The 20,859-nt window shown below is 72.8% G+C and carries 18 protein-coding genes and 1 tRNA gene; 10 read left to right on the plus strand and 9 right to left on the minus strand.

Annotated elements, in window-relative coordinates:
* Nucleotides 1–41 precede the first annotated feature (41 nt).
* Nucleotides 42–1,013 carry a 2-dehydropantoate 2-reductase gene (locus tag TAE01_RS12315; protein WP_147066839.1) on the plus strand — a complete coding sequence of 324 codons (972 nt, stop codon included), beginning with the start codon at nt 42–44 and terminating at the stop codon, nt 1,011–1,013.
* An 11-nt stretch (nt 1,014–1,024) separates the two neighbouring features.
* Nucleotides 1,025–1,732 (plus strand): M50 family metallopeptidase, encoded by a 708-nt coding sequence (locus TAE01_RS12320; protein ID WP_147066841.1) that lies wholly within the window; start codon nt 1,025–1,027, stop codon nt 1,730–1,732.
* Between the two features lie 214 nt (nt 1,733–1,946).
* Here the strand turns inward: TAE01_RS12320 and TAE01_RS12325 are convergent, their stop codons facing one another.
* The 4 genes from TAE01_RS12325 to TAE01_RS12340 all read right to left on the minus strand — a co-directional run bounded on the left by TAE01_RS12325 (nt 1,947) and on the right by TAE01_RS12340 (nt 5,817).
* A complete protein-coding gene (locus TAE01_RS12325) occupies nt 1,947–2,597 on the minus strand; it encodes an LON peptidase substrate-binding domain-containing protein (protein WP_147066843.1) in 651 nt (216 codons plus the stop codon).
* Between the two features lie 59 nt (nt 2,598–2,656).
* Nucleotides 2,657–3,658 carry a serine/threonine-protein kinase gene (locus TAE01_RS12330; RefSeq protein ID WP_147066845.1) on the minus strand — a complete coding sequence of 334 codons (1,002 nt, stop codon included), beginning with the start codon at nt 3,656–3,658 and terminating at the stop codon, nt 2,657–2,659.
* 278 nt (nt 3,659–3,936) lie between these two features.
* Nucleotides 3,937–4,019: transfer RNA gene (locus TAE01_RS12335), tRNA-Leu, on the minus strand.
* Nucleotides 4,020–4,113: 94 nt separating this feature from the next.
* A complete protein-coding gene (locus TAE01_RS12340) occupies nt 4,114–5,817 on the minus strand; it encodes a DHA2 family efflux MFS transporter permease subunit (protein ID WP_147066847.1) in 1,704 nt (567 codons plus the stop codon).
* A 55-nt stretch (nt 5,818–5,872) separates the two neighbouring features.
* Here TAE01_RS12340 and TAE01_RS12345 point away from each other — a divergent pair, with 55 nt between their 5' ends.
* Nucleotides 5,873–6,355 (plus strand): MarR family winged helix-turn-helix transcriptional regulator, encoded by a 483-nt coding sequence (locus tag TAE01_RS12345; RefSeq protein ID WP_186815179.1) that lies wholly within the window; start codon nt 5,873–5,875, stop codon nt 6,353–6,355.
* 12 nt (nt 6,356–6,367) lie between these two features.
* Here the strand turns inward: TAE01_RS12345 and TAE01_RS12350 are convergent, their stop codons facing one another.
* Both TAE01_RS12350 and TAE01_RS12355 read right to left on the minus strand, forming a co-directional pair.
* Nucleotides 6,368–7,192: an NAD-dependent epimerase/dehydratase family protein gene (locus tag TAE01_RS12350; protein ID WP_147066852.1), complete on the minus strand. Its 825-nt coding sequence runs from the start codon at nt 7,190–7,192 to the stop codon at nt 6,368–6,370.
* 46 nt (nt 7,193–7,238) lie between these two features.
* Entirely contained in the window at nt 7,239–8,780 is a 1,542-nt protein-coding gene (locus TAE01_RS12355; RefSeq protein ID WP_147066854.1) for a P-loop NTPase family protein, read from the minus strand.
* 243 nt (nt 8,781–9,023) lie between these two features.
* On the opposite strand from TAE01_RS12355, the gene TAE01_RS12360 reads away from it, so the two are divergent.
* From TAE01_RS12360 to pknB, 7 genes are all read left to right on the plus strand, one after another.
* Nucleotides 9,024–9,794, plus strand: a complete 771-nt coding sequence (locus TAE01_RS12360; protein ID WP_147066856.1) for an FHA domain-containing protein — start codon at nt 9,024–9,026, stop codon at nt 9,792–9,794.
* Between the two features lie 94 nt (nt 9,795–9,888).
* Entirely contained in the window at nt 9,889–10,464 is a 576-nt protein-coding gene (locus tag TAE01_RS12365; RefSeq protein WP_147066858.1) for an FHA domain-containing protein FhaB/FipA, read from the plus strand.
* A gap of 4 nt (nt 10,465–10,468) precedes the next feature.
* Nucleotides 10,469–11,893 (plus strand): PP2C family protein-serine/threonine phosphatase, encoded by a 1,425-nt coding sequence (locus TAE01_RS12370; protein ID WP_147066860.1) that lies wholly within the window; start codon nt 10,469–10,471, stop codon nt 11,891–11,893.
* On the plus strand, nt 11,890–13,287 hold the full coding sequence (locus TAE01_RS12375; protein WP_147066947.1) for an FtsW/RodA/SpoVE family cell cycle protein: 1,398 nt from the start codon (nt 11,890–11,892) through the stop codon (nt 13,285–13,287). Before TAE01_RS12370 ends, TAE01_RS12375 begins: the two co-directional genes overlap by 4 nt.
* Entirely contained in the window at nt 13,284–14,744 is a 1,461-nt protein-coding gene (locus TAE01_RS12380; RefSeq protein ID WP_147066862.1) for a peptidoglycan D,D-transpeptidase FtsI family protein, read from the plus strand. The genes TAE01_RS12375 and TAE01_RS12380 overlap by 4 nt, the downstream gene beginning before the upstream one ends.
* Nucleotides 14,741–16,096, plus strand: coding sequence for a serine/threonine-protein kinase (locus tag TAE01_RS12385; RefSeq protein WP_147066864.1), 1,356 nt, complete (start codon nt 14,741–14,743; stop codon nt 16,094–16,096). Before TAE01_RS12380 ends, TAE01_RS12385 begins: the two co-directional genes overlap by 4 nt.
* Before the next feature lie 106 nt (nt 16,097–16,202).
* The gene (pknB, locus tag TAE01_RS12390; RefSeq protein ID WP_147066866.1) at nt 16,203–18,056 is read left to right on the plus strand and encodes a Stk1 family PASTA domain-containing Ser/Thr kinase; all 1,854 of its coding nucleotides are present in this window, start codon (nt 16,203–16,205) and stop codon (nt 18,054–18,056) included.
* A gap of 84 nt (nt 18,057–18,140) precedes the next feature.
* On the opposite strand, the gene TAE01_RS12395 is transcribed toward pknB, so the two are convergent.
* Genes TAE01_RS12395 through TAE01_RS12405 form a run of 3 tightly spaced genes read right to left on the minus strand, consistent with a single transcriptional unit; the run spans nt 18,141 to nt 20,497 of the window.
* On the minus strand, nt 18,141–18,770 hold the full coding sequence (locus TAE01_RS12395) for an aminodeoxychorismate/anthranilate synthase component II (protein WP_147066868.1): 630 nt from the start codon (nt 18,768–18,770) through the stop codon (nt 18,141–18,143).
* A 40-nt stretch (nt 18,771–18,810) separates the two neighbouring features.
* The gene (locus TAE01_RS12400) at nt 18,811–19,608 is read right to left on the minus strand and encodes a DUF881 domain-containing protein (RefSeq protein ID WP_147066870.1); all 798 of its coding nucleotides are present in this window, start codon (nt 19,606–19,608) and stop codon (nt 18,811–18,813) included.
* A gap of 52 nt (nt 19,609–19,660) precedes the next feature.
* Nucleotides 19,661–20,497 (minus strand): helix-turn-helix transcriptional regulator, encoded by an 837-nt coding sequence (locus TAE01_RS12405; protein WP_147066872.1) that lies wholly within the window; start codon nt 20,495–20,497, stop codon nt 19,661–19,663.
* Between the last annotated feature and the right edge of the window lie 362 nt (nt 20,498–20,859).

Below are 20,859 nucleotides of genomic sequence, written 5' to 3' on the forward strand. Positions count from 1 at the left end.
GAGGACGGACCGGCGACGCCCTGACGACGAGAGGCACGGTCATGCGCATCGCGGTGCTGGGCACGGGCGGGATCGGCGGCTACTTCGGCGGGCGGCTCGCCATGGCGGGGCACGACGTCACCTTCCTGGCCCGCGGAGCGCACCTCGCGGCCATCCGCGAGCACGGGCTCGTCGTGACGAGCGTCGCCGGCGACTTCACGGTCGAGGGCGCCCGGGCCACCGATGACCTCGCCTCGATCGGCGAGGTCGAGGCCGTCCTGCTCGCGGTCAAGACGTGGCAGCTGCCCCCGGTCCTCGAGGCGCTGCCCGCCCTCGTGGGTCCCGCCACGGCCGTCGTCACCGCGCAGAACGGCGTCGAGGCCCCGGACCAGGCGGCGGCCGCCGTCGGGCGCGGGGCGGTGCTGCCCGGCATCGCCAAGATCTTCGCGTTCATCGACGGACCCGGTCGCGTCACGCACGCCGGCGGTCCCGCGTCGCTGGCCTTCGACGAGTGGGCCCCGACCCCCGGCGCGCCCTCCGAGCGCGTCACCCGGCTGCGCGACGCCGTCACCGCCTCCGGCGCGGTGTCACCCGTGCCCGAGGACATCTGGGCCGAGCTGTGGTCGAAGATGCTCTTCGTCGTCCCCTTCGGCGGCCTCGGCGCCGCGCTCGACGCGACCATCGGGGACCTGCGCTCGAAGCCGTCGAGCCGGGCCCTCCTCGGGGACGCCATGCGCGAGGTCGAGGCGTTGGCCCGGGCCCGCGGCATCCACCTGCCCGCAGGGGTCATCGCGGGCACGATGGCCTTCGTCGACGACCAGCCCGCCGACGCGACGACCTCGCTCCAGCGCGACCTGCTCGAGGGTCGGCCGTCGGAGCTCGACGCGTGGACGGGCGCCGTCGTGCGCCTCGCCGGCGAGTCCGGGGTGGACGTGCCCCTGCACCGCCTGCTCCTCGAGGTGCTGACCGCGCGCCACCCGGCGGCCGTCGCACCCTCGCGGTCGGTGCGTCCGGCGCACAAGGAGGTCGGCTAGGTTCTGCGTCCGTGACATGGTTCGAGGCGGTCCGTGACCGGGTGGTGCCGGCGACCGGCGACGTCGCGCTGACCGCGCCGCGACTGCTCGTCGTGCTGGGCGTCGCGCTGGTGCTCGTCGCCGTCGAACCGCTCTGGCGGGTCGTGCGCCTCGCCGTCACCCTCGTGCACGAGCTCGGTCACGCCGTCGTCGGGGTCCTCGTCGGCCGCCAGTTCACCGGCTTCGTGCTGCGCGGCGACATGTCCGGCCACGCCGTGACCCGCGGGCCGGTGCGCGGTCCCGGTCGCGTCGCCTCGACGTGGTCCGGCTACCCGATGCCCGCGCTCCTCGGGGCCGTCCTCGTGTGGACGGCCGGGCTCGGCTGGGCGGCTCCGGTCATCACCGCCGGGCTCGCGGTGCTGCTCTTCGCCCTGGTCCGCGTGCGCTCGGCCCTCACCGTGGTCGTCATGGTCGTCTCCATCGCCGCCTCCGCCGCGCTGTGGTGGTGGCGCGACGACGCGCTCCAGACGCAGGTGCTCGTCGGCTTCGGCGTCGTGCTGCTCGTCGGCGCGTGGCGCCACCTGTCGGCCGTGCTCCGCGACCGCAGCCGCGGCAGCGACCCGGGCGTCCTCGCGTCGCTCACGCCGCTGCCCCGGTTCGCGTGGAACCTGTCCTTCGCGATCGTCTGCGCCCTGTCGACGTGGGTGGTCGGCGCCGAGGTCGTGGCCACCCTGCGCTGACCGGCGGCGTATGCCGGGTCGTGCCCCGGTGCTGTCGGCTGAGCTCGCGATGGTCGAGTCGCGCCCGGATGGGTAAGGGTCGGGCGGGTGGCCGTGGGGGACCATCCGGCACACCCCTCGGGGGAGGTCGCGGTCCAGATCCGACCGGCCGCGGCGCCGCCCGGCGGCACGCAGGGGAGGACAGGGCGTGTCGCCGGGTCGGCCGAGCGGCGCGTCAGTTGGGGCTGAAGGGCGGCAGCTGGGCGCTCCCGACGGCGCCGAGCGCGTCCGCGAACTCACGCTCGCGCCGGACGAGCCCGAGCCCCAGCCGCAGGCGCGACTCGGTGTCGCTGCTCGAGAGGAGGCGCTGGCGGTCGGCCACGTCGAGGCTCACGGTCTCCGGCACGGCATACGCCAGCAGTCGGTCGTCGTCGGGGATCTCGGCCTCGCCCCCGGTGGCGTCGGCGAACGAGGTGAGCTCGGCGCGCAGGCGCGCGGCCAGCTCGACGACGGTCGCGGCGTCCCCGTCGGGCTCGGTCAGCCAGGTGATGCGGGCCGTCGTGTAGGGCGTGCCGGCCGACTCGTCGATGTCGTCGAGCCGGAAGCGGTCGGTCCCCTCGGAGATGACGAGGAAGCGCTCACCCTCGAGGGCGGCGGCCTGCGTCACGAGGGCGCCGCAGCCGACGGGGTGCAGGGCGCGCACGCCGTCGTCGCCGACCTCGAAACCCTCACGGATGGCGACGACCCCGAAGACCGGCGAGCGCTCGTCCTGGCCGTCGATGAGGTCCTTGAGCAGCTGGACGTAGCGCGGCTCGAAGATCTGCAGCGGCAGTCGACCACCGGGCATGAGCACGGTGCCGAGGGGGAAGAGCGGCAGGGTCGCCATGTGTCCAGCCTAGGTCGGATCGCGCGGGGCGCCAGAGACGCTGTCGAACCCCGGAGCGGTCAGTCCGGGACCCCGGACGGCATCGCCTGCGTCGCACCGAGCTCGTCGGGGTCGACGACCGCGGGCCGCGAGCCGGTGATCGAGCCCTCGCGGACCTCGCCGTGCAGCTCCTCGACCTCGTCGAGCATCTCGGCTGGCGAGCCGTTGATCGCGGTCGCGAGCCCGAGGGCCAGGCCGCGCAGCTCCTGGTCGCCGAGACCGAGGCGGACCGCGACGGCGGCCGCGTTGACCGGCCGCTTCTCGGGGTCCTTCTCGAGGCACTCGGCGATGAGGTCGCGCAGGTCCTCGGGGATGTCGTCGGGCAGCGGCGGGGGCGGCTCGTTGACGTGGCTGAGCGCCGTCGCGATGGGGGTGCCGCGGTCGAAGGGGCGGCGCCCGACGAGCATCTCGTGCGCCACGACGCCGAGGGCGTAGAGGTCGCTCGCGCCCGTGGCCGCGTGGCCGAGGGCCTGCTCCGGGCTGATGTAGTTGGGCGTGCCGAGCATCTCGCCGTGCTGGGTGTGCCCCGAGGCGTCGAGGGCGCGGGCGATGCCGAAGTCGGTGAGCTTCACCAGGCCGTCGTCGCGGACCATGATGTTGGCCGGCTTGACGTCGCGGTGCACGACCCGGGCCTCGTGGGCCACGCCGAGCGCGAGCGCCGCCTGGCCCATGATCGAGCGGACCTCGCTCGGCGGGAGCGTCCCGCGCTGGTTGAGCACCGCCGAGAGCGGCTCGCCGGCCACGAGCTCCATGACGAGGAAGGCGAGTCCGTCGTCCTCGCCGTAGTCGAAGACCGTCGCGATGTTGTTGTGCATGAGGCCGGCCGAATGCACGGCCTCGTCGCGGAACCGGAGCGCGAAGAGCCGCTCGTGGTCGGCGTCGGGACGCATGACCTTGACGGCCACCTCGCGCTGCAGCACCGAGTCGGTGCCGGCCCAGACGTCGGCCATCCCGCCGGAGGCGATGCGCCGGTCCAGCTGGTAGCGCTCACCGAGCATGAACCCTTCTTGCAGACGGTTCATGTCAGGGGCACCTGCGGCTTTCGGACTGAAGGTGCGCGTCAGTTGACATCTCTAGGGGCCTTCGTCAGCGGTCATGGTACGGGAGGACGTGAAGGTTTGAGAATTCACGCTTCTGGTCTCTGCTGAACCGTCCCCCGGGCGAACGGCTCCCGCCTACATACCCCTCCCCGGACCGGCTCGAACAGCCGATTCGGACGCTTTTCGCCGACGCGGTCGGGGCGCGTCAGCCGTACGCGAAAGGGCCCCGGTCGCGTGAACCGGGGCCCTTCGTCATCGCGTGCGCGAGGGGGGATTTGAACCCCCACGCCCTTTCGGACACTGGCACCTGAAGCCAGCGCGTCTGCCGTTCCGCCACTCGCGCGTGACAAGGAGACAGTGTGCTGTATCAGGCCCGGTATCGCCAAACCGGGCACGTCGTCGGACGCCGCCACCCCTGGCGTATGCCGGGTGGCGCGCTACGGGACCGCGGGTGCGTCCGTCTCGGGGACGTCCTCGGCCACCGGTTCGGGGCGGCCGTCCGACGGCCCGCGGCTCGCGGCATACCCCTCGCGGTGACGGCCCCCGCGCGGATCGCCGAGCGACAGGGTGGCAAGCAGGCCGAGCACGAGGAAGCCGGCGGCGGTGAACGCGGCATACCGCGTCGCGTCGGAGAAGGCCTGCTCGGCGACGGGCGCGGCGGCGGCCGTCCGGGGGTCCTTGGCGAGGCCGGGGATGGCGCCGCCCGCGCTCTCGACCACCGCGTTGACCACGGCCGTGCGCGCCGAGGCGGGGACCCCAAGGTCGGTGAGCCCGGAGTCGAGCCGGGCCCCGGCGGTCGTGAAGAGCACGGTGCCGAGGATCGCGATGCCGAGGGCCGAGCCGACCTGCCGGGCCGTCGACTGCAGGCCCGAGCCCTCGCCGCTGCGCTCGACGGGCACGTCGACGAGGACGACGCCGGTCAGCTGGGCGGTCGCGAGCCCGACGCCGAAGCCGTAGACGAAGAGGCACGGGGCGACCGCCGCCCATGAGGTCGACGGACCGATGACGAGGCCGAGGCCGGCGACACCGACGATCTCGGCGACGATGCCGGTCCGGACGATGGCGGCGGCGGTGAGGCGGGCGCTGAGCACGGTGACGAGCCCGCTGGCCGCGAACGAGCCGATGGCGAGCGCCAGCAGCACGAGGCCGGTCTGGAAGGCCGTGTAGCCGAGCACGTTCTGCAGCCAGAGCGGAAGGGACAGCACGATGCCGAACTCGCCGAGACTGACGATCATCGCGGCGATGTTGCCGTTGCGGAACGACCGGATGCCGAAGAGGTCGAAGCGGAAGAGCGTCGGCCGCCCCGCCGCGGTGCGACGCAGCGTGCGCACGACGAAGACGGTCCCGGCCAGCAGCGTCACGGCGAAGGCCACGGCGACGGGCGACAGGCCGCTCGACCACGTCCACGGGCCGAGCTGGAAGGGCTTCGTCACCGTCCACCAGCCGTAGGTGCGGCCCTCGATGAGGCCGAAGGCGAGGGTGGCGAAGGTGACGGCCGACAGCAGCGCGCCGACGAGGTCGATGCGACCGGCCCGGGGCGAGCGCGACTCGTCGACGAAGAGCAGGACGCCGACGACGATGAGCAGCCCGATCGGCAGGTTGATCCCGAAGGCCCAGCGCCACGAGAACGACGTCGTGAGCCAGCCGCCGAGGAGCGGGCCGACCGCGACCATGCCGCCGATCGTCGAGCCCCAGACGGCGAAGGCGATCCCGCGCTCGCGCCCGGTGAAGCCGGCGTTGATGAGCGAGAGCGTCGTCGGCAGGATCATGGCGCCGCCGAAGCCCTGGACGATCCGGGCGCCGATGAGCGCCTCGCCCGAGCCGACGACGGCTGCGAGCACCGACGCCGCGACGAAGACGACGACGCCGATGAGCAGCATCCGGCGTCGTCCGATGCGGTCGGCGACGGTGCCCCAGATGAGCAGGGTGGCGGCGAAGACGAGGGTGTAGGACTCCTGCACCCACTGCACCTGGGACGAGGTGAGGCCGAGGTCGTCGACGATGTAGGGCACGGCGACGTTGACGATCGTCGAGTCGACGATGATGAGGGCCACCGCGACGCTGATCGCGACGAGGCCGAGCCACCGACGCCGGTCACCACCGCCGGCGGGGGCGCCCTCCTGAGCCGTTGCTTGACCCATGGTTCCTCCAAGATGTTTAGATCTCCTAAACATATGGAAGCAGTATCATCAGCCCATGGCAATCCCACCTCCGGAGAGCACCCCGCCGCGGGCCCACGAGCCCGAGACCTGGGCCCTGCGCGCGCTCGGAGCCGCCACGGCCGAGGCGTCCGGCGCCCTGGCCCGCCGGATGCGGATGCACCCGACCGACCTGTCCGCCATGAGCCACGTCGCCGCCTCGGACGGCCACCTCGGCCCCCGCGAGCTGAGCACCCGCCTCGGCATCACCCCCGCCGCCATGACCGACGTCGTCGACCGGCTCGAGGCCGCGGGGCACCTCCTGCGCGAGCGCGACACCGCCGACCGGCGTCGCGTGCGCCTCGTGCCCACCGAGTCCGCCGCGACCGAGGTGCGGGGGCAGCTGCGCAGCCTCCTCGACCGGCTCGACGCCCTGACCCATGAGTTCAGCGACGGCGAGCGCGACGCCATCCACCGCTACCTGCGGTCCGCGACCGAGGTCTACCACCGCTTCGCCGCCGACGACCCGACGGCCGACTGACCGGCCGGGCACTCACGGCCTGTCGCCAGCGCCCCCGTGCGGCTCACCGAGGACGTATGCCGCGTCCGCGAAGCCGCCGCCGAGCACCCCTGGCGGGCGGCTGGGGTCACGACGCTCGACGACCTCCGCGTCGACCTCGGCGTCGTCCTGCGGGTCGAAGCCGATCGCCAGCCCGGGCGTCAGGTCGACGACCCGGCGCGTGTTGCTCGAGACCCCCCACACGACGTGGTGGCCCTGCGCCCCGGTCGTCAGGGCGGCCAGGACGAGCCGTGTCATGTCGCCGGGGGAGAGCCACGACTGGAGCGAGCGCGGGCCGCCCGGCCGGTCGTCGAAGGTCATGATGCGGGCGCTGACGACCGTCATGGCGAAGCGGCCGGCATACAAGCCCCCGATGGCCTCGAGCGCCGCCTTGCTCACCCCGTAGTACGTGTCGGGCGCCGGCAGCGGCATGCCCTGCCGGGCGAGCGTGGAGTCGACGGGCACGTATCCGGCCGCGTGCACCGAGCTCGCGAGCAGCATCCGGCGCACGCCGGCGACCCGGGCCGCCTCGCACACCGCACGGGTGCCGTCGATGTTGACGGCGAGGATCTCGGCCCACGACCGCTCGTCGGAGAAGGCGCCGAGGTGCACGACGAGGTCCGCGCCGGCGAAGGCCTCCGCCTGCACGTCGACGTCACGCACGTCGGCCTCGACGGTCGACTCGGTCGCCGGGTCGACGTCGTGCACGACGACGCCGGGGGCGTCACACAGGACGAGCCGGTGGCCGGCCGCGCGCAGGCGCGGACGCACGGCCGTGGCGATGCGGCCCGAGGCGCCGGTCAGGGCGATGAGTGCCATGGCGGCGGCGTACCCGTCCGGGCCGACCGGTCCCGCGACCCGCGGTTCAGAGACCGTCGACGACGACGGCAGCCATCTCCATGCACGACTCGTGGGTCTTGCGGCCGATCTTCAGCGGGTCCAGGTGCAGGCCCGGCGCGAGCATCGGGTCGTAGGGGATGTCGACGACCGCACGCACCCACTGCTCGAAGTGCTCGCGCGTGTGCACGCCGGCGCCGACGTCGTTGCCCTTGGCGGACGTGTGCGAGATGACGCAGACGGCGTTGCGCACGAGGTCGCCGCGGCCCATCGCCACGAGCGCGTCGAGGTTCTTGGCGGCCACGACCGACGTGTCGTCCTTGAGCGAGGTCGCGAAGACGAGCATGTCGGCGCGGGCGGCGGCGGCGAGCCAGTTCGGCGACAGGCGGTTGTTGCCGGTGTCGACGACGATCATCCGGTAGAAGCGGGACAGCTGCGTGTGGAGGTCCTCGAACTCCTGCTCGCCGATGATGCGCATCGCCTCGTCGTCGTCGGCCGAGGCCAGCACGTCGAAGGACAGGCCCCGCTGCTCGCGCACCCAGTGCTCGAGCTCGGAGGTGCCCGCGTTGGGGTCGCCGGCGATCGTCGGCAGGGCACCGAGCAGGTCGACGACGGTGCGGTGGTGGCTCTGCGACGGGGCACGCATCCCGAGCGTGCCCTCGGTCTCGTTGTTGTCCCACGCGAGGACCGAGCCGGACCGGTAGCGGCCGAGGTAGCTGGCGAGCATGAGGGTGACGAGCGTCTTGCCGCCGCCACCCTTGGTGTTGATGACCATGATCGTCTTGCGGCCGCCGAGCGGGCGGGCGATGCGGTCGATGCGGTCGCGCTCCTGCATCTCCCGGACACTCGGGCCCAGGCCGAAGGCCTTGCGCAGGCCCGAGTTGGCCTTGACCTTCTGGCGCTCACCCTTGGAGCGGGCCGTGATGAGGTCCTCGGCGCTCGGGCGGTCGGAGTTGCCGGTGCGCGGCGCGGGGGTGAGGTCGTATGCCGTGGGCTCGGGCTCGTAGCCACCCTCGGCCGCCGCGGCGGCGACGTCGGGGTCGACGGCGGGGCGGGCGGCATACGCCTGCCGGGCCGCGGTGTGGTCGGTCGTCAGGGAGCTCGCGGCGTCGGAGCGGTGCTCGTCGGTGCTGCCGGCGGGGGTCCAGCCGGTGTAGGACGTCTCGGTCGCGTCGTCGGTGGTCGCCGACCAGTCGGTCGTCGTCCCCGGGTCGGAGGGCTGCCAGTCGGTCCACGTGTTCGCCGAGCCAGAGGTGTGGGAGGAGGTGTCGGACGAGGTGTGGGAGGAGGTGTCGGAGGCGCCGTTGACGTCGTGGCCGTTGCTCGCGGTGCTGCCGCTCAGCTCGGAGAGGCCGTGGGCAGCCGTCTCGTCGGAGACGCCCGGGTCGGTCGGCTGCCACGACGTGTCGTCCCACGTCGAGCTCCACGGGTCGGCCGGGGGCTGCTCGGGCTCGGTCGCGCCGGCGCCGGCCGTGGGGATGGGAAGAGCGAAACCGCCCGGGATGCTGTGGTTCGCCGACCAGCCGGGGATGCCCTGGCTCTCGGTGCTACCGGTCTCGTTGTTGCTCATCGAGCGCTCCTTGCTGGCCTGACGCTGCGGGATCGCGGGCGCGACGCTGTGCCGGATCCCGCGGCGGGATCCGTGTGATCGTCCCACGACTGCGCCACACATCAAACCCGCCGACGACCCGCGGACCGGGGCGAACGGGGCATTTCCACGGGCCGCCACCGACTGTCGGTTGGAGGCTGTAGGGGGTGACCCGGTTACGATGAAGCGCCCAGCACGAGCGCTCAACACGGAGGAGGCGACGGCGTGGGAATCATCAACCGTGTCGAGCACGGTCTCGCCAAGGCTGTCCACGGCGCCTTCGCCAAGGCGTTCAAGTCGGAGGTGCAGCCCGTCGAGATCGCCTCGGCGATCCGCCGCGCCATGGACGACCGTGCCGCGCTGCTCGGCCACGGCCGGGCGATGGTCCCCAACCTCTACACGATCGAGCTCAGCCAGACCGACTACGACCGGCTCGGCGACTACGAGGAGGACCTGTCCGACGACCTCGTCGCCGCGGCACAGGAGCACGCCGACTCGCAGGGCTACCAGCCCGGTGGTCCGCTCGAGGTGCAGCTCGTCGAGGGCGAGGGGCTCGAGACGGGCGTCTTCCGGGTGCGCCCCGCCACCGCCAAGGCAGCCGCCCGCGAGCCGGCCCCCGCCGCGCCGCGGCCCCAGACCAGCGCCGGCACCGTCATCGACGAGGCCCCGGTCCAGCGACCCGCACCGCGCTCGAACCCCTCGGCCCGCCCGTGGCTCGACATCGGCGGCGACCGCTACCCGCTCCTCGGCAGCATCACGACCCTCGGCCGCGACGAGACCGCCGACATCGTCATCGACGACCCCGGGGTCTCCCGCCGGCACAGCGAGATCCGGGTCACGACCGACGGTCCGCACCTCGTGACCTCGATCCGCGACCTCAACTCCACCAACGGCACCTTCGTCAACGGCGACCGCGTCTCGAGCCAGCGGCTCCAGGACGGCGACCGCCTGACGATCGGCCGCACGTCCGCGACGTTCCGCGCGGGTCGCCGGTGAGCCGCGTGAGCACCCTCCACGCCGTGAGCGCCATGAGCGCCATGAGCGCCATGAGCGCCATGAGCGCCATCGTCCCGGCGACGACGGGTGGCGCATGAGTGAGCTCACCCTGACCCTGCTGCGGCTGGGTCTGCTGGCGCTGCTGTGGGTCTTCATCTTCAGCGTCGTCGGCGTGCTGCGCACCGACATCTACGGCACCGCCGTGACCCGCCGAGGCAAGCGCAAGGCCGCCAAGGAGGCCCAGAAGCAGGACCGGCAGCGCGGTCCGGCCCGCACGCCGGTGCCCGCCGCCGCCGGGGCAGGCGCCGCGGCCGGGGCGGCCGGTGCCGCCGTCGCGTCGCGCCCCGGGCGCAAGGCCCGCGGCAAGGGCGTCCCGACGACCCTCGTCGTGACCGAGGGCCCCCTCGCCGGCACGTCGCTGCCGCTCCGCAGCGGCGGCATCCTCGTCGGTCGCAACCCGGAGTGCGCGCTCGTGCTCGACGACGACTACGCCTCGGGCCGCCACTGCCGCATCTACCCCGACCCGTCGGGGCGCGACGGCTGGGCCGTCGAGGACCTCGGCTCCACCAACGGCACCTTCATCGGTCGCGACCGCCTGACCGGGTCGCGGCCCGTCGAGGTCGGCACCACCCTGAGGATCGGCAAGACCGTCCTCGAGCTGCGAGGCTGACCCGATGGCGATCGCCCTGCGCTACGCCGCGCGCTCCGACCTCGGCCTGGGCCCGAAGTCCCGCAACGAGGACTCGGGGTATGCCGGTCCCAACCTGCTCGTCCTCGCCGACGGCATGGGCGGGCACGCCGCGGGCGACGTCGCGAGCTCGATGATCGTAGGCGAGCTCGCACCCCTCGACGAGGAGGACGTGACCGCCGACCAGGCGATCCCGCTGCTCGAGGAGGCGCTGCACGCCGCCAACGCCAAGCTCACCAAGGCGATGCACGAGAACGCCGAGCTCGCCGGCATGGGCAGCACGACCATCGTCATGCTCCGCACCGGCAACAAGCTCGCGATGGCGCACATCGGTGACTCACGCGCCTTCATGCTCCGCGGCGACACCTTCTCGCAGATCACGAAGGACCACTCCTTCGTCCAGCAGCTCATCGACGAGGGCCGCATCTCCAAGGAGGACGCCGGACACCACCCGCAGCGCTCCGTCGTCACGCGCGTCATGACCGGACAGCCCGACGACGAGCCCGACACCTCGTTGCGCGAGGCCAAGATCGGCGACCGCTTCCTGCTGTGCTCCGACGGCCTGTCCGACTTCGTCGGCGCCGACGTCATCGAGGAGATCGTCCGCGAGGCACGCACCCCGGACGAGGCCGCCGACCGCTGCATCGAGATCGCCCTCAAGGCCAGCACCCGCGACAACGTCACCGTCATCGTCGCCGAGGTCGTCGACGCCGACGGGGACGACCTGCCGACCACGGTGCCGCAGGTCGTGGGGGCCGCCGGCAAGCGGATGCGCGGCCGCACCCGTGCCATCCCGACGAGCCCCGCCGAGAAGGCCGCGGCCCTCTCGCGCGAGGCCACCGGCCGCGCCGAGCCCGAGGACGACCCCCTCGAGCTCGCCGAGGACGGCAAGCGCTCGCGCCGCTCGAAGATCGTGCTGCGCACCATCGGCGTCGTCGTCGTCGCGGCCATCCTCGGCGGCGGTGGCTACGCCGCCTGGGCGTGGTCGCAGAAGCAGTTCTTCGTCGCGGCCGACAGCGGGCACGTCGCCCTGTTCCGCGGTGTCTCGCAGGACCTCGGCCCGATCCGGCTCTCCCACGTCGAGACGATGTCCGACGTCCTCGTCTCCGACCTGCCGACCGACGTCCAGGCCTCGGTGGACAACTCGATCCCCGCCCGCGACCTCGCCGACGCCGAGGTCAAGATCGCAGCCCTGCGCGGCGAGGCGATGCGCTGCCAGCACCTCGCCGCCACCGGCACGCCGTGCGGCACGAGCCCGGCGCCGACTCCCGTGCCCACGACGCCGCCGACCACGGGCTCGACGTCGCCCACCTCGCCCGCGCCCAGCTCGCCGACGCCGTCGCCTGGCACGTCGACGCCCCGCGCGAGCGCCGCCGGCCCCGAGAAGCTCGTGACGGGGGTGGCCGCGTGACGACGACCGTCGAGCCCCTGACCCCCCGCACCCGCCGCGGGTCCGAGCTGCTCCTGCTGCTCTTCGCGATCGCCATCGTGCTGCTCGCCTGGGTCACCACCGACCTCAACCGCAACGGCACGGTGCCGACCAACATCGTCCCGGTCGCGGGCGGCTTCACCGTGCTCGTGCTCGCCGTGCACCTCGTGCTCCGCTGGAAGGCGGCCTACGCCGACCCGGTGCTGCTGCCCATCACCACGGTGCTCAACGGGCTCGGCCTCGTCATGATCCACCGGCTCGACCTCGCGCGCGGCAAGCTCGGCAGCGACGGCGACGCCTACCGCCAGCTCATCTGGACGACCCTCGCGGTCGTCCTTGCCGTGACGGTGCTCATCGCCCTGCGCGACCACCGCCTGCTGCGCCGCTACACCTTCGTCAGCATGGCGGCCGCGTTCGTCCTGCTCCTGCTCCCGCTCGTGCCTGGCCTCGGCCGCTCCATCAACGGCTCGCAGATCTGGATCAGCATCGGTCCCCTCAACTTCCAGCCGGGCGAGTTCGCCAAGATCGCCCTCGCCATCTTCTTCGCCGGCTACCTCGTGCAGACCCGCGACGTGCTCTCCCTCGCCGGGAAGAAGATCCTCGGCTTCACCTTCCCGCGCGGCCGGGACCTCGGTCCGATCGTCGTCGCCTGGGCCCTCTGCGTGGTCGTCCTCGTCTTCCAGAACGACCTCGGCACCTCGCTGCTCTACTTCGGGCTCTTCGTCGCGATGCTCTACGTCGCCACCGAGCGCGTCTCGTGGATCATCATCGGCCTGCTGCTCTTCGCGGCCGCGGTGGTCTTCGCCCTGACGGCCTTCGCGCACTTCCACGAGCGCGTCGACCTGTGGCTCGACCCCTTCTCGCAGCAGAGCCTCGACCGGTCCAACCAGCTCGCCAACGGGCTGTGGGGCATGGCCTCCGGTGGCCTCACCGGGACCGGGCTCGGCGCCGGACGCCCCTACCTGACTCCGTTCGCCGAGAGCGACTTCATCTTCCCGAGCCTCGGCGAGGAGCTCGGGCTCTTCGGCTCGGTCGCCATCCTCGTCCTCTACCTCGTCTTCTGCGAGCGCGGTGTCCGCACCGCCCTCGGGGCGCGGGACGGGTTCGGCAAGCTCCTCGCGATCGGCCTGGCCTTCTCGGTCGCCTTCCAGCTCTTCATCGTCATCGGCGGCGTCACCCGGGTCATCCCGCTGACCGGTCTCACGACGCCCTTCATGTCGCTCGGTGGCTCGTCCCTCCTCGCGAACTGGGTCATCATGGCGCTGCTGCTGCGCATCTCCGACCAGGCCCGACGGCCGATGCCCGAGATCCCCGTCGGGGTGGCCGCCGACGACCCGTCGCCCGCCGAGGTCACCCAGGTGGTGAGGCTGTCGTGAACACCCCGATCCGCCGCCTGTCGATCCTCATCGCCGCGCTCTTCACGACGCTGCTCGTCGCCTCGACGATCGTGCAGTTCGCGCAGGCCAAGACGTTGGGGGCCATGGCGAGCAACAAGCGCTCCCTGCTCGACAGCTACGCGCGCGAGCGCGGCTCGATCATCGTCGGGGGCCAGGCCGTCGCCAAGTCGGTCCCCGTCCAGGACCAGTACCGCTTCCTGCGGACCTACCCCCAGAACAAGCTGTACGCCCACCTGACCGGCTTCTACTCCTACTCCGTCGGTGCGCCCTACGGTCTGGAGCACGCCGCCGACGACCTGCTCTCGGGCGACGCCGACCAGCTGTTCGTGCGGCGGGTCACCGACCTCATCACCGGCCGCAAGACGGCCGGCGCCACCGTCGAGCTGACGATCGACCCCAAGGTCCAGGCGGCTGCCGACCAGGCCCTCGGCGCGAGCAAGGGCGCCGTCGTCGCCCTCGACCCCAAGACCGGCGCGATCCTCGCGATGGTGAGCCACCCGTCCTACGACCCCAACCCGCTCGCCAGCCACGACCTCACCAAGGCCGCCAAGGCCTGGAAGACCCTCTCGACCGACGCGGACAAGCCCTACCTCAACCGTGCGATCAGCGGCATCTACCCGCCCGGGTCGACGTTCAAGGTGATCACGGCTGCGGCCGCGCTCGAGGACGGCGTCGTCAGCGACGAGAACTCCAAGGTGCCCGGTCCTGCCCAGCTCGACCTGCCGCTCACGACGACCAACCTGCCCAACGAGGACGGCCGGGCCTGCGGCCCCAACAACGAGACGACGCTCATCCACGCGCTCGAGATCTCGTGCAACACGACCTTCGGTTCGCTCGGTCTCGACCTCGGCGGCGAGAAGCTGCGGGCCCAGGCGGCCAAGTTCGGCTTCGGTGACTCGCTCCAGATCCCGATGCGCGTCTCCACGAGCTCGGTCCCGGCCGACCTCAACGCCCCCCAGGCCGCCCAGGCCGCGATCGGCCAGTACGACGTGCGCACGACGCCGCTGCAGATGGCGATGGTCGCGGCCGGCATCGGCAACAAGGGCAGCGTCATGACGCCCTACCTCATCCAGTCGGTGCGCAGCGCCAACCTCGACATCATCCAGTCGGCCCCCGACCCCGTCGAGCTGTCGCAGGCGGTCTCGGAGCAGACCGCGAGCATCCTCACCAAGATGATGGTCTCGGTCGTCGACAACGGCAGCGGTGCGCGGGCCCGGATCGCCGGCGTCGACGTCGCGGGCAAGACCGGCACCGCGCAGCACGACCCCGGCAAGCCTCCGCACGCGTGGTTCATCTCGTTCGCGCCGGCCGTCGACCCCAAGGTGGCCGTGGCCGTCGTCGTCGAGGACGGTGGGGTGACCGGCAGCGAGATCGGCGGCGGCCGCGTCGCCGCCCCCATCGCCCGCGCGGTCATGCAGGCGGTGCTGGGCCGATGACGCGGCAGGCGAGTCTCGGGACCGGCGACACGCTCGGGGGCCGCTACACCCTCGGAGCCGCCATCGCCTCGGGCGGGATGGGCGACGTCTGGGAGGCCACCGACGACGTGCTCCAGCGCCCGGTGGCCGTCAAGGTCATGCGTCCGCAGGGCCCCGACGACGAGTTCTTCCTCGAGCGGTTCCGTGACGAGGCGCGCGGCAGCGCGTCGTTGCACCACCCCAACATCGCGACCGTCTTCGACTACGGCGAGGAGGACGGCACGGCATACCTCGTCATGGAGCTCGTCCCCGGCCGCACCCTCGGAGACATCATCCGCGACAGCGACGGCGGCATGCCGACCGACGACGTGCGCTCGGTGCTCGGCCAGGCGGCCCTCGCCCTCTCGGCGGCCCACGAGGCCGGCGTCGTGCACCGGGACGTCAAGCCGGCCAACATCATCGTGACGCCCGAGGGGCAGGCCAAGCTCACCGACTTCGGCATCGCCCGGCTCGGCGACGGGTCGGGGCACACCCTCACCGGTGAGGTGCTCGGCACGCCCGACTACATCAGCCCCGAGCAGGCGCTCGGCGAGCCCGCGACCGCCTCGAGCGACCTCTACTCGCTCGGCGTCGTGGCGCACGAGATGCTCACCGGCCGCAAGCCGTTCGACATGGGCACGCCGGTCGCGACGGCCATCGCCCAGGTCAACGACGCGCCGCCGGAGCTGCCCGGCACGGTGCCGCTCGACCTGCGCGAGGTCGTCGACGCCTGCCTCGCCAAGTCGGCGTCCGACCGCCCGGTCGACGCCCGCACCGTCGCCGAGGCCGCCGGTATGCCGCTCGGCGCGCTGCCGGGGGTCACCCCGATGCAGACGACCGCGCTGCTGCCGCAGGTGACCGGCCCGGGCGAGCTCAGCCCGGCCACGACCGGCCGCTCCGACCAGCCTGCGCGCCGAACCGGCACCCGGATGCTCGCCGCGGCCGGCGCCTTCCCACCAGGTGGGTCACGCCCGACGGCACCGGCTCGCTCGACCCACACGATCCACTCGACACATCGGACCGGTCAGCGGCGGCTCGCGTGGCTGGCGGTCCCCGCCCTCGCCCTGGTCGGCCTCGTCGCGTGGGGCGCGTTCGCCCTCGGTGGTGCGGTGAACGGGCCCGACGCCGGACCCGCCACGCAGCCCTCGGGCGCGAGCTCACCGGCCACCTCCGCCCCCAGCAGCACCGCGACGACGACCCGACCCAGCCCGGCCACCACGACGCCGGCCACCTCGGCCACGACGCGGCCGGCGGCCACGACGGTCCGGGCCGGCACGACGGCCGCCCAGCCCGCCCACCCCGGCAAGGGCCACGGGAAGGGCAAGGCGAAGTGAGATGACCGACCGGCTCGACCAGCCCGACCAGCCCGAGCAGCGCGAAGCAGGCGCCCGACGAGCGGACCAGGATGACCCAGCACCCGAACGAGCAGAGGCGAACGACGTGAGCACCGCACCCCGTGTCCTCGGCGGACGCTACGAGGTCGGCGAGCTGATCGGACGTGGCGGGATGGCCGACGTGCACCTCGGTCACGACACCCGTCTCGGGCGGCAGGTCGCCATCAAGATGCTGCGCTCGGACCTCGCGCGCGACGCGAACTTCCTCATGCGCTTCCGGCGTGAGGCCCAGTCGGCGGCCGGCCTGAACCACCCGGCGATCGTCGCCATCTTCGACTCGGGTGAGGACGACAGCGCCGTCGAGGGCCCCAACGGCACGCGGACGACCCTGCCCTACATCATCATGGAGTACGTCGACGGCGAGACGCTGCGCCAGCAGCTGACCGAGCACGAGCAGTTCGACCCGGCCGAGGCGATCCGGGTCACGGAGGGCATCCTCGACGCCCTCGCCTACAGCCACCGGATGGGCATCGTCCACCGTGACATCAAGCCGGCGAACGTCATGATCACGAGCAGCGGGCACGTCAAGGTCATGGACTTCGGCATCGCTCGTGCCATCGCCGACACCGCCGCCACGATGACCCAGACCCAGTCGGTCGTCGGCACGGCCCAGTACCTCTCCCCGGAGCAGGCGCAGGGCCAGACGGTCGACGAACGCTCCGACCTCTACTCGACCGGCTGCCTGCTCTTCGAGCTGCTCGCGGGCCGGCCGCCGTTCACCGGTGACTCACCCGTGGCCATCGCCTACCAGCACGTCGGCGAGCTGCCGCAGCCGCCGAGCGTCTTCAACGACGCCGTCGGCGGCGACCTCGACGCCGTGACGCTGCACGCCCTCGCCAAGGACCGTGAGGCGCGCTACCAGAACGCCACGGCCTTCCGGGCCGACCTCGAGAACGTCCGCCTCGGGCGCGAGATCAGCGCGGCCGCGCTCGGGACGGCTGCCGCGGTCGGCGCCGCGGCCACCCAGACCCTCCCGCAGGCGTATGCCGTCGCCGGCACCCCGACGGCCGTGCAGGCCCCGGTGCTCGCTCGCGGCGACCGCTACGAGAACACCGCCGGGCTGCCCGCCGTGGGTCGTGACGAGGGTGACGGCGACGGGAAGAAGGGCGGCAAGGGCAAGGCCTTCCTCATCACCGCGCTCGTCATCGCCCTGCTGGCCCTCGTCGGTTGGGGGGCGGTGACGTGGTTCGGCAACCAGACCCCCGCCGTGACCATGGTGTCCGTCCCCACGCTCACGGGCCTGCAGGAGGACGCCGCGGCCCGCGCCCTCGCCACGAGCAACCTGCGGGGTGAGAAGTCGACGGCGGCGAGCACGACCGTCGCCCAGGGGCAGGTCATCAGCCAGGACCCGACGTCCGGCGCGCGGATCGCCGAGCAGTCGGTCGTCAAGTACGTCGTCTCGACCGGCCCCGACAACCTCGCCGTCCCCGACGTCACGGGCTTCGACAAGGACGCGGCACGGGCGGAGCTGGAGAAGCAGGGCTTCGTCGTGTCCGGCTTCCAGCAGGAGAACGTCTCGACCCAGGACAAGGACAAGGTCACCAAGACCGAGCCGGCGGCCCAGGCGATCGTCGCCAAGGGGTCGAAGATCAAGATCTTCTACGCCACCGGCAACGTCAAGGTGCCCGACAACCTCGTCGGGCAGGACTGGGCACTGGCGGCCGTGGCCCTGCAGAACGCCGGCCTCGACCCGCGCAAGGAGACGGTCGACTCCGCCAAGACCCCCGACGAGGTGCTCTCGGTCGACCGCGCGGGCGACGTCGTCAAGGTCGGCACCCAGATCACGGTCAAGGTCGCCCGCACCCCCACGCCGACCCCGTCGACGGTCACCGTCACCCCGCCGCCCACGACCCCACCGGCGACGACCGACACCGGCACCACCCCACCCCCGACCCCCTAGGTCGCACGCGGCATACGACAGGGCCCCTCCCGAGCGGGAGGGGCCCTGTCGTGTCCGAGGTCGTATGCCGTGCCGCCGGGGCTGTCAGACGGCCGCGGTGACGAGGGGGCTGAGGCCGACGGACCGCTCGACGGCGCGGGCGTCGCCGCACAGGGCGAGGAAGTTGGCGAGCATCCGGTGGCCACCCTCGGTGAGCACGCTCTCGGGGTGGAACTGCACGCCGTGCAGCGGCAGGTCGCGGTGACGCACCGCCATGACGAGGCCCGAGTCGGTGTGGCCGGTGGCGACGAGCTCGTCGGGGAGGGTCGCCGGGTCGATCGTCAGCGAGTGGTAGCGGGTCGCGGTGAACGGGCTGGGCAGTCCCTCGAGGACGCCGGTCCCGTCGTGGTGCACGAGGGAGGTCTTGCCGTGGAGCAGCTCGGGCGCGCGCCCCACGGTGGCGCCCATGACGACGCCGAGGGCCTGGTGCCCGAGGCAGACGCCGAACATCGGCGTGCGGAGGCGGGCGCACTCGCGGATGACGTCCATCGAGACCCCGGCGCCCTCGGGCGTGCCCGGACCCGGAGAGACGAGGACCCCGTCGTAGCGGGCCACCTCGGTGGCCTCGACGGCGTCGTTGCGCACGACGGTGCACTCGGCGCCGAGCTGCTCGAGGTAGCCGACGATCGTGTAGACGAAGCTGTCGTAGTTGTCGATGACGAGGATGCGGGTCATGCGAGTCCTTCGGGAGGGGCCGTCGAGGGGTGGGCGGCGCTCAGCGGATCGGCGAGGCGTACTGGAAGTCGACCGTGCCCGAGTAGGCGGGGAACTCGATCGAGCTGAGGGTGTGCAGGCCGTAGCCGAGGCCGACGGCGTCGACGTACTGCTTGTAGATCGTGACGGACGGGTCGGCGTCGAGTCCGCGCTCCATCCGGTCGATGTCGCCGATGGCGGTGATCCGGTACGGCGGGGAGTAGACGCGGCCCTGCAGGATCAGGGTGTTGCCGACGCAGCGGACGGCGCTGGTGGAGATGACCCGCTGGTCCTGGATCATCATCGCCTCGGCGCCCGAGGCCCACATGGCGTTGACGACGGCCTGCACGTCCTGCTGGTGCACGACGATGTCGTCGGCCGTGAAGCCGTCTGGGAGGGAGTCGGCGGAGCGCTTCGCGTCGTCGAGGGTGACCTCGAGGGCGGCGCCGCGCACCTTCGTCGTGGCGGCCGTCGGGGCGAGCTGGTCGGCCGTCCGGGTCAGGCTCGAGAGGCGGTCGTCGGTCGGTGCGTTGGTGCGGCTCAGCGACTCGACCTCCTTCTGGAGCTCGTCGAGGGTGCTCGCCCGCTCGGCGACGCGGGCATCGCCCTCCATGATGAGCTGGGGCAGGTCGCGGTCGGCGCGCAGGTCACGGCCCTGGGCGGCCTGGAAGCTCATCGCGAACATCAGCCCCGCAGCGCCCATGACGACCGGCACGAGCACGCCCCAGGTGAGGCGGCGACGCGACTTGGCCGGAGCAGGGGCCGTCGGGGCCGTGGGCTCGGTCGACTCGGTGGGCTCGGGCGGTTGGGCGTCCTGCATCACGGGTGACCTCGCTCGCGCGGACCCTCCGCGCCGCCTCCATTGTGCCTCGTCACGGGGTCGGGCCCGACTGGAGGTACGGCTGGAGCGCTGCGATCTCGCCCTGGAACGTCCCACCCCGGAGCGCGAGCGTCGCCGCCGCACGGTTGCTCGCGCCGAGCGTGCTGACGAGGTGCGAGATCTCGGCCGCGACCGTGCGCAGGGAGACGCCGAGCTCTCGTGCGATGGCCGCGTCCTTGGTGCCGACGACGAGGCGCCGCGCCACGAGGCACTGCCGGGGTGTGAAGAGCGGCGACGCACCGGGCGGAACCGCAGGGCGCGACCGGGCCCACGTCTCGTGCCACAGGTCGGTGACGTGGGCGACGACGTCCGAGCGGGTGGCGAGCCAGGCGGTGGGGAAGCCCTGGGCGCTGAGTGGTCCGGCGACGACGGCCGTGGCCTCGTCGACGAGGATGCACTGGAAGAGGGCCGGGCCGATCCTCAGCTCCGGGTCCTCGGACGAGCAGAGCGGGTTGAGGCGCAGGGTGCGCTCGGTGGTGATGGTGCGCATGTCGAGCCCGCGTGCGAGCGAGCGGGCGTTCGTCGAGCGCAGCTCGTCGCCGGGGTCGAAGTGCATGATCGGCTGCATCGACCAGACCGAGCGGCGGGTGGTCGGCTCGACGGCCTCGGCGAGGTTGCGCCCGATCTCCTCGTTGCCGGTGCCGAGCCGACGGAAGCCGGGCGTGTGCCCGCCGGCCACGGACCGGACGGCCAAGGTGTTGACGAGGGCGGTCAGCTCGACGGCCGACGCGGCGAGGTCGGCGTCACCGTGCGCGCCCTCGCGCGGCGGGGAGCCGTCCTGCGTCTCCTCCTGCGAACCCTGCGCGGCATCCTGCCGGTTGACCCTCACGTCTCGTCCCCTGTTCTCCTGTCCCGGCTGCCAGCATGCCGGGTTCCCGGCGTGGGTCAACTCCTGTCCACCCTCGTGCAGGCTCGCGCGGCCTCGTACCGCTCCGTGCGCCGTGGACCCCGACCCACCGCCGGCCCGGTGCAGCGACTGCAGGTTCATGCAACCGACCCCGGGGAAAGGCGACACGGGAGCGGGCGGGATGTCATCCTCGGCGCGGTCGCCGGGGGGTGGCGGCGGCGGGCGGAGCGCAGACAGGGGGCGCGTCCGCCCGCCGTGGACGCGGGCCCGCCGGCGACCCCGGGCGGCGTCGGGTCCCGACCCCCGCGTATGCCGTCCGCGCAGGCAGGGACGCCGCGCTGGTC

The sequence above is a fragment of the Terrabacter aerolatus genome (assembly GCF_007991735.1).
Taxonomy (GTDB): domain Bacteria; phylum Actinomycetota; class Actinomycetes; order Actinomycetales; family Dermatophilaceae; genus Terrabacter; species Terrabacter aerolatus.

What these genes read in the sequence shown, in the direction of transcription:
- TAE01_RS12350 (WP_147066852.1), bottom strand. Translation starts at nt 7,192, where the DNA reads ATGGCACTCATCGCCCTGACCGGCGCCTCGGGCCGCATCGCCACGGCC.
- TAE01_RS12325 (WP_147066843.1), bottom strand. Translation starts at nt 2,597, where the DNA reads ATGGCGACCCTGCCGCTCTTCCCCCTCGGCACCGTGCTCATGCCCGGT.
- TAE01_RS12395 (WP_147066868.1), bottom strand. Translation starts at nt 18,770, where the DNA reads ATGACCCGCATCCTCGTCATCGACAACTACGACAGCTTCGTCTACACG.
- TAE01_RS12330 (WP_147066845.1), bottom strand. Translation starts at nt 3,658, where the DNA reads ATGAACCGTCTGCAAGAAGGGTTCATGCTCGGTGAGCGCTACCAGCTG.
- TAE01_RS12340 (WP_147066847.1), bottom strand. Translation starts at nt 5,817, where the DNA reads ATGGGTCAAGCAACGGCTCAGGAGGGCGCCCCCGCCGGCGGTGGTGAC.
- TAE01_RS12385 (WP_147066864.1), top strand. Translation starts at nt 14,741, where the DNA reads ATGACGCGGCAGGCGAGTCTCGGGACCGGCGACACGCTCGGGGGCCGC.
- TAE01_RS12370 (WP_147066860.1), top strand. Translation starts at nt 10,469, where the DNA reads ATGGCGATCGCCCTGCGCTACGCCGCGCGCTCCGACCTCGGCCTGGGC.
- TAE01_RS12315 (WP_147066839.1), top strand. Translation starts at nt 42, where the DNA reads ATGCGCATCGCGGTGCTGGGCACGGGCGGGATCGGCGGCTACTTCGGC.
- TAE01_RS12345 (WP_186815179.1), top strand. Translation starts at nt 5,873, where the DNA reads ATGGCAATCCCACCTCCGGAGAGCACCCCGCCGCGGGCCCACGAGCCC.
- TAE01_RS12355 (WP_147066854.1), bottom strand. Translation starts at nt 8,780, where the DNA reads ATGAGCAACAACGAGACCGGTAGCACCGAGAGCCAGGGCATCCCCGGC.
- TAE01_RS12400 (WP_147066870.1), bottom strand. Translation starts at nt 19,608, where the DNA reads ATGCAGGACGCCCAACCGCCCGAGCCCACCGAGTCGACCGAGCCCACG.
- TAE01_RS12365 (WP_147066858.1), top strand. Translation starts at nt 9,889, where the DNA reads ATGAGTGAGCTCACCCTGACCCTGCTGCGGCTGGGTCTGCTGGCGCTG.